Genomic DNA, 7,002 nt, shown 5'->3' with positions numbered 1-7,002 from the left:
TTATATTTGTTTCTATAATAGCCATTTCAATTAAGCCATTTTTTAAAAGATGGAGACTCTTTTGTGTATTTTGTGTTTGATGATGTGCATTTACTTTTGGAAAATGATCTTTAAATTTAAATAAAATTTCATTGACAAAATATTCTGAAATACTTTGAGTTGATGCAATATTAATTTCACCTAATAAAGTTGTATCATCATTTATTATTTCTAAGCTTTTATAATAATCTTCAACAAGTTTTAGCCAAATTTTTCCTATAAGTAAAGCTTTTGATGTAGGAAGAAGTTTTTTTCCTAAGCGTTCGAAAAGTATTGTTGATAAAGTTTCTTCTAAATTTTTAATAATAATGGAAACATTAGGCTGAGATGTGGAAAAATTACTAGCGGTTAAAGTTGGACTTTGTGTATTTAAAAGATCTAAAAAAATCTCCATATCCTTAATTTTCATTGATGTCTCCTTGTTTTAATATAAAGATTTAATAAAATTATTATAAATATTAAAATAATATATTTTTATAATTATTACAAAAAAAATATAATAATCAAAAATTTATTAAGGATAATTTTGAATGAAAGCTAATATTTTTATAAAAAGTTTGATAATAGCAAAGTCAAATTTTAAGGGTCTGTTTTTTGTTTCTTGTATTGTAGCTTGCTCAATGTATCTTTCTAGTTTGCAAAGCATTAAAGATTCTACTCATCTTGCTGCCACTGCTTTTGCTATTATTATAGGAGTGCTTCTTTCTCCTTGGTTTTTTAAATATCAACATACTTTTCAAGCTGGAGTGCATTTTAGTGCTAAAAAATTATTAAGACTCGGTATTGTTTTATATGGTTTTAATATTACTTTAACAGAGCTTTTAAGTGTAGGTTTATGGGGATTTTTACTTTCTTTTTTGATTATTGTAGTTATATTTTTACTTTCTGTTGTAATAGGAACGAAAATTTTTAAACTCGATAAAGAAACTTCAATGCTTGTGGGTGCTGGAAGTTCAATTTGTGGTGCTGCTGCCGTTTTGGCTCTTGAATCTTCTTTAAAATCTGATCCTTTTAAAGGAATTTTAGCTGTTGGAACGGTTGTAATTTTCGGTCTTATATTTATGTTTTTATATCCTATATTCTTTTCTTTCGATTTAATTCCTTATTTTGATCAAAATGCTATGGGTGTTTATATGGGAGCTACTTTGCACGAAGTGGCTAATGTTGTTGGAGCAGCTGAAATGGCAAAAGATATGTCAAATTTTAGTCAAGGTGCAGCTAATTTAGCTATTATTATTAAAATGATGAGAGTTATTTTGCTTGTTCCGTTTTTGTTAATCGTAACATATTTTTTTACAAAGACAAGACATCAAAATTCTAAAAAAACTTCAAAAACAATTACTATTCCTTATTTTGCTTTTGCTTTTTTAATTATGATTGCCGTTAATACTTTTTTATCGAAACAAGAGTATTTTTTAGGTATTGATACTCACTTTATTATTAGTACAGGAAAGCTATTATGTACTCTTTGTATTGTTTATGCTATGGCTGCTTTAGGGCTTCAAATAGATTTTAAAAAATTCTTAAAAAGCGGTTTTAAGGTATTTGCTTTAGCGTTAATTTTGGCTTTTTCTTTGATTGTAATAGGATATTTTTTAACTTTAGCTTTTAAAGGAATTTTGTGGTAAAATTCCTTTAAAAAGGCAATATTTTCTAAAATCTCTTTCTATAATTTCATATTCTTTTAAAATTTTACATTCTTCATAAACTTTACTTCCCTTATAAAGTAAAAAAAGAGTATGTTCGTTATAAAAATTTCTACAAAGTTTTATTAAAGAAGAAATACCACTAAAAGCTCTTGAAGTTATAATATCTGCTGTTAATTGAGATTTATAATCTTGTATTTTTTCTTTTACAATAAAAACATTATCAAGCTTGCATTCTATTTTAACATTTCTTAAAAAAGCAGCTTTTTTGGCATTTGGTTCAAAAAGATAAAATTGCGATTTTAAAACAAAAGCTAAAAAAATAGCAGGAAATCCAGCTCCACTTCCGATATCTATAATATTTTTAGCAAAATTTAAGTCTTTAAAATCTAGTATTTTAAGACTATCAATGATATTTTCATCAATAGCCTTAAATTGGGTTAAATTGTGAATACGATTATATTTGTTTAAGAGATTTTTATAAATTTGAATTTTGTTTTCAAAATTTTTGATATCATATTCTTTTAAAAAATCTAAATTTTCTAAATATAAATGCATTTATTTTAGATGACCCATTTGAGTTTGTTTAATATGAATATATTCTTCATTAAAACGATTAGTTTCTATTAGTATAGGAATTCTTGCAACTATATTGTCTTTAATACATTGAAGTTTTTCTGGGTTGTTGGTTATTAAATTTACTTTAGTAATTTTATAAAAATCTAAGATAAATTTAACAATCTCGTAAGTTCTTTCATCAGCCTTAAAACCTAATTGATGGTTAGCTTCTATGGTATTAAATCCTTTATCTTGTAAAGCATAAGCATTAACTTTGTTAAAAAGTCCAATACCTCTTCCTTCTTGTCTTAAATACATAACCATTCCACCTGATTCTTGTATATATTTAAGAGAAAATTCAAGCTGTTCACCGCAATCACATTTTAAACTCCCTAATGCATCTCCTGTTAAGCATTCTGAATGAATTCTTAAATTTAAAGTATTTTTAGGTTCATCTTTAAATATACAAAGATGTTCTTTGTCATTTTCTTTGAAGCTTTGAATTTTAAATAAGCCCCATTTAGTTGGTAAGTTTGCAATTTCTGAAATTTTTATGTCCATTTATAATACTTTCTATAATAAATTTTATGCTAATATTGTATCAAAAAAAGGAAAAGTTATGTTTAAAAGATTTAGAAGATTAAGAATAAATGAAAATATAAGATCAATGGTGAGAGAAAATTTTTTAAATATTGATGATTTAATTTATCCACTTTTTGTTATAAATTCTAAAGGTATAAAAAAAGAAATTCCTTCAATGCCAGGAGTTTTTCAAATGAGTTTAGATGAAATTTTAAAAGAATGCAAAGAAATTAAAGAATTAGGCATTAAGGCTATTATATTATTTGGAGTTTTAGAGTCTGATAAAAAGGATAGTTGTGGCAGTGATGCCTTAGATGAAAATGGGTTGATTGCTACAAGTATTAAAACTATTAAAAAGGAATTTCCTGATTTAATCGTTATAAGTGATCTTTGTTTTTGTGAATATACAGATCATGGTCATTGTGGTATCATTGATATGAAAACAAAGAGTGTGGATAATGATGCTACATTAGAAATTTCAGCCAAACAAGCCTTAATACACGCAAAGGCAGGAGTTGATATGATAGCGCCAAGCGGTATGATGGATGGTATTATTTATACTTTAAGAAAAACTTTAGATGAAAATGGTTTTGAAAATTTACCTATTATGGCATATTCTACTAAATTCGCTTCAAACTATTATGGTCCTTTTAGAGATGTTGCACAATCAGCTCCAAGTTATGGAGATAGAAAAACTTATCAAATGGATTTTGCTAACGCTAAAGAAGCTTTAATGGAGAGTTTAGAAGATGAAAAGCAGGGTGCAGATATTTTAATGATAAAACCAGCTTTAGCTTATCTTGATATTGTTAAAGAATTAAGTTTAAGTTCAAAACTTCCTATTTGTGTTTATAATGTTAGCGGAGAATATGCTTTATTGCAAGCAGGTAAAAAAGCTGGAGTTATTGATTATGATAAAATAGTTTTAGAAACTATGATTGCATTTAAAAGAGCTGGAGCAAAACTTATAATTACTTATCATGCAAAAGAATTAGCTAAACTTTTACAAAATAAAGGAGCTTAAATGAAATCAAATAAACACGCTATTTGTTTAAAACGCATTGATGAATTTTCTCAGAATTTAGGCTTAAAAAAAGAAGAACAAACTATTTTAGAGCTTAAAGAAACAGATAATAATGAAAAAATTTTAATTTTAAAAAATGGAAGTTTTGAAAATCCAGAACCTTGGTTTATGGTAGATGAAAACGATGAAATTCATACTCTTATATCTTTAAAAAGTTTAAAAAATATTTTAGAAAGTTTAAAACAAACACAAAAAGAGAATTTTGAATTGAAACTTGAAAAAGCTATCTACCAACAAATTCCAATTGATTTTAATGATGCTTGGACGGTTGCTATGGATGAGATAAAAAAAAGAGCAAAAAATGGTGCTTTAATGGAAATTAATATAGATTTAGAAAAACTTATAGCTGATATAAAAAAAGAACATCCAAATCTTTTCGTTGATATGGAAGCTATGATGGAAAGAGTGAGAAAATGAGAGATTATAAGGCTTTTACAAAATACTCTAAGGCTGGACCTAGATATACTTCTTATCCTACTGCTGTTGAATTTAATGTAAATTTTAAATATGAAGAATATATTCGATTTTTAAAAGAACAAAAACAAGATATTTCTTTATACTTTCATTTACCATTTTGTAGAAGTGCTTGTTATTTTTGCGGATGTAACGTGATTTACACTGCAAAAGAAGAGAATAGAGAAAAATATTTAACATATCTTTTTAAAGAGTTAGAATTGTTAAAAGATATAATAGATACTAAACGTAAAGTTGTTCAAATGCATTTTGGTGGTGGTACTCCTACTTTTTTTAGCGCCAAGCAATTAAAAAATTTAATTTTAAAGATTAAGAATACTTTTGATAATTTTGATGAAAATGCAGAGCTTAGTTGCGAGATTGATCCTAGATTTTTAAATGAAGAGCAAGCAGATATTTTAGCACAAAATCATTTTAATCGCATTAGTTTTGGAGTGCAAGATTTTGATGAAAAAGTTCAAAAAGAAATTCATAGAATCCAACCTTTTGAATTGACACAAAATGCTATTAATATGGTAAGAGAAAGAGGGATTAAATCTGTCAATGTTGATCTTATTTATGGTTTGCCTTATCAGGATTTAAATAGTTTTTCCAAGACTTTAGAAAAAGTTATTATGTTAAATCCTGATCGTTTGGCTATTTTTAATTACGCTCACGTTCCTTGGCTTAAGAAAAATATGAGAAAATTTGATGAGAGTACTTTACCAACTCCTGATATCAAACTTTCTATTTTGGAATATTGTGAAAAATTTTTAACTCAAAATGGCTATAAGATGATAGGAATGGATCATTTTGCAAAGAGTGATGATGAGCTTTTTAAAGCTCTAAAAAATAATACTTTACATAGAAATTTTCAAGGTTATACCACTAGAAAAGGTGCTAATTTAATTGGTGTAGGGCTAACTAGCATAGGGGAGGGCGAGAGTTATTATGCTCAAAATTATAAGGATATATTAAAATATCAAGAAGCTATTGATAATAAAAAATTACCTTTTGAAAAAGGTATTATTTTAAATGAAGATGATAAGATAAGAAAAGCTGTTATTATGAGTTTAATGGCAAATTTTTGCTTAGATATTAAAATGATAGAAACAGAATTTAATATAGATTTTTTTGAATACTTTAAAGAAGATTTGATAAATTTAGATGAATATAAAGATTTTATTCAAAGAGATTCCAAAATGATTAAAGTGAATGAAACAGGTGTTTTGCTTATAAGAAATATTGCAATGTGTTTTGATGCTTATTTAAGAAAAATAGATGAAGATAAAAAGGTTTTTTCAAAAACTTTATAATGATGATTGATAAAATTACTAGTGCTTGCGTTAAATGCGGTAAATGTATCCAAACTTGTCCAATTTATGAGGTAAAAAAAGATGAGCTTCATAATCCTAGAGGTTTTTTAGAACTATTGTCTGCTTATAATAAAGGAGAAATTTCTTGTGATAATGATTTAAAAAATATTTTTGATTCTTGTTTTTTATGTACAAGCTGTACTGAAATTTGTCCCTTTGATTTAAAAGTTGATAAAGCTATAATAGATTTTCGTCATAAAGATTTCCAAAGATCATTATCTTTATATAAAAAAGTAATTTTATTTTTTTTAAGAAATAGAAAAATATTAGATTTTATTGCAAAATTAGGCTATATTTTTAATCCTTGCATTTTTAAAATACAAAATGGAAATTTAGGAATGAAATCTAAATTTAACATATCTCTTATTAAAAAAGATCGCTTATTCCCTTCTTTTACTAAAAAAAGTTTTTTAAAATCTAATGCAGATTTTATTGATAATCAAGGAGAAAAAACTATAGGATTTTTTGTAGGATGCTTACAAAATTATTTTTATGATGAAAGCGCTAAGGCTGTTCTTAAAATAGCTAAAAAATTAAAAATTAATGTAGATTTACTTAAAGATCAAAATTGTTGTGCTGTAGTGCATTTTTTTAATGGTGATTTTAAAAGTGTAGAAAAACTTGCAAAAAAAAATATAGAGTATTTTGAAAAAAAACTTGAAAATTTAGATGCTATTATTATCGCTGAAGCAACTTGTTCTTCAATGATACGAAAAGATTATGAATATTTTTTTAATTCTATTAATCAAAAAGAATGGGCAAAAAGAGCAAAAAAACTTTCTTCTAAAATTTATCTTGCAACAGAATATTTTTATCATAAAACTTCTTTAAAAGAATTATTAAGTAAGCAAAAGAAAACAGATTTTATTATAACCTATCATGATCCTTGTCATTCTAAAAAAACTCAAGGTATTTTTAAAGAACCAAGAGAACTTTTAAAAAATAATTTTATTTTAAAAGAAATGCACGAGAGTGATGTATGTTGCGGTTTTGGCGGTATTAACACTCAAATAAATTTATATAATGAAAGTCTAAAAATAGCAGATAAAAAAACCTTGAACATTAAGCAAACAAAAGCACATTTTGTTAGTGCCGAATGCTCTGCTTGTAGAATACAAATTTCAAATTCTTTAGAGAAAGAAAAAATTCAAACTATCTTTAGACATCCTTTGGAATTAATTGCTATGATAATTGATTAATTTTATTTATATCTTCTATATTAGAGCGATTCTTTTCTATTAATGAACTATTCTTTTCGATTTTT

General features: G+C 25.7%; 7 protein-coding genes and 1 pseudogene. 5 read left to right on the top strand and 3 right to left on the bottom strand.

The features are described from left to right. The coding region (locus JG677_RS06350) for a LysR family transcriptional regulator (protein ID WP_200285765.1) at positions 1–448 on the bottom strand (448 nt) is incomplete at its 3' end. Between the two features lie 121 nt (positions 449–569). On the opposite strand from JG677_RS06350, the gene JG677_RS06345 reads away from it, so the two are divergent. Then, positions 570–1,667, top strand: a complete 1,098-nt coding sequence (locus JG677_RS06345; RefSeq protein ID WP_200217630.1) for a YeiH family protein — start codon at positions 570–572, stop codon at positions 1,665–1,667. Here JG677_RS06345 and rsmG read toward each other — a convergent pair. Further along, positions 1,641–2,243, bottom strand: coding sequence for a 16S rRNA (guanine(527)-N(7))-methyltransferase RsmG (gene rsmG / locus JG677_RS06340; RefSeq protein ID WP_200285763.1), 603 nt, complete (start codon positions 2,241–2,243; stop codon positions 1,641–1,643). The genes JG677_RS06345 and rsmG overlap by 27 nt on opposite strands. Continuing rightward, positions 2,244–2,804: a GTP cyclohydrolase II gene (ribA, locus tag JG677_RS06335; protein ID WP_200169024.1), complete on the bottom strand. Its 561-nt coding sequence runs from the start codon at positions 2,802–2,804 to the stop codon at positions 2,244–2,246. A gap of 58 nt (positions 2,805–2,862) precedes the next feature. On the opposite strand from ribA, the gene hemB reads away from it, so the two are divergent. The 4 genes and pseudogenes from hemB (at position 2,863) to JG677_RS06315 (ending at position 6,937) form a co-directional block, all read left to right on the top strand. Then, on the top strand, positions 2,863–3,849 hold the full coding sequence (gene hemB / locus JG677_RS06330) for a porphobilinogen synthase (protein WP_200285761.1): 987 nt from the start codon (positions 2,863–2,865) through the stop codon (positions 3,847–3,849). After that, positions 3,850–4,336: pseudogene (locus tag JG677_RS06325) on the top strand (DUF2603 domain-containing protein). Continuing rightward, positions 4,323–5,678 (top strand): oxygen-independent coproporphyrinogen III oxidase, encoded by a 1,356-nt coding sequence (hemN, locus tag JG677_RS06320; RefSeq protein WP_200285759.1) that lies wholly within the window; start codon positions 4,323–4,325, stop codon positions 5,676–5,678. The pseudogene JG677_RS06325 and the gene hemN overlap by 14 nt, the downstream one beginning before the upstream one ends. Continuing rightward, positions 5,678–6,937, top strand: a complete 1,260-nt coding sequence (locus JG677_RS06315; protein WP_200285756.1) for a (Fe-S)-binding protein — start codon at positions 5,678–5,680, stop codon at positions 6,935–6,937. The genes hemN and JG677_RS06315 overlap by 1 nt, the downstream gene beginning before the upstream one ends. Positions 6,938–7,002 lie beyond the last annotated feature (65 nt).

This window comes from Campylobacter sp. TTU-622 (assembly GCF_016598965.1).
In the GTDB taxonomy this organism is placed as follows: domain Bacteria; phylum Campylobacterota; class Campylobacteria; order Campylobacterales; family Campylobacteraceae; genus Campylobacter_D.
The sequence above is the reverse complement of the archived record's forward strand: the minus strand, read 5'-3'. Positions and strand labels throughout refer to the sequence as shown.

What these genes read in the sequence shown, in the direction of transcription:
- JG677_RS06345 (WP_200217630.1), top strand. Translation starts at nt 570, where the DNA reads ATGAAAGCTAATATTTTTATAAAAAGTTTGATAATAGCAAAGTCAAAT.
- rsmG (WP_200285763.1), bottom strand. Translation starts at nt 2,243, where the DNA reads ATGCATTTATATTTAGAAAATTTAGATTTTTTAAAAGAATATGATATC.
- ribA (WP_200169024.1), bottom strand. Translation starts at nt 2,804, where the DNA reads ATGGACATAAAAATTTCAGAAATTGCAAACTTACCAACTAAATGGGGC.
- hemB (WP_200285761.1), top strand. Translation starts at nt 2,863, where the DNA reads ATGTTTAAAAGATTTAGAAGATTAAGAATAAATGAAAATATAAGATCA.
- hemN (WP_200285759.1), top strand. Translation starts at nt 4,323, where the DNA reads ATGAGAGATTATAAGGCTTTTACAAAATACTCTAAGGCTGGACCTAGA.
- JG677_RS06315 (WP_200285756.1), top strand. Translation starts at nt 5,678, where the DNA reads ATGATGATTGATAAAATTACTAGTGCTTGCGTTAAATGCGGTAAATGT.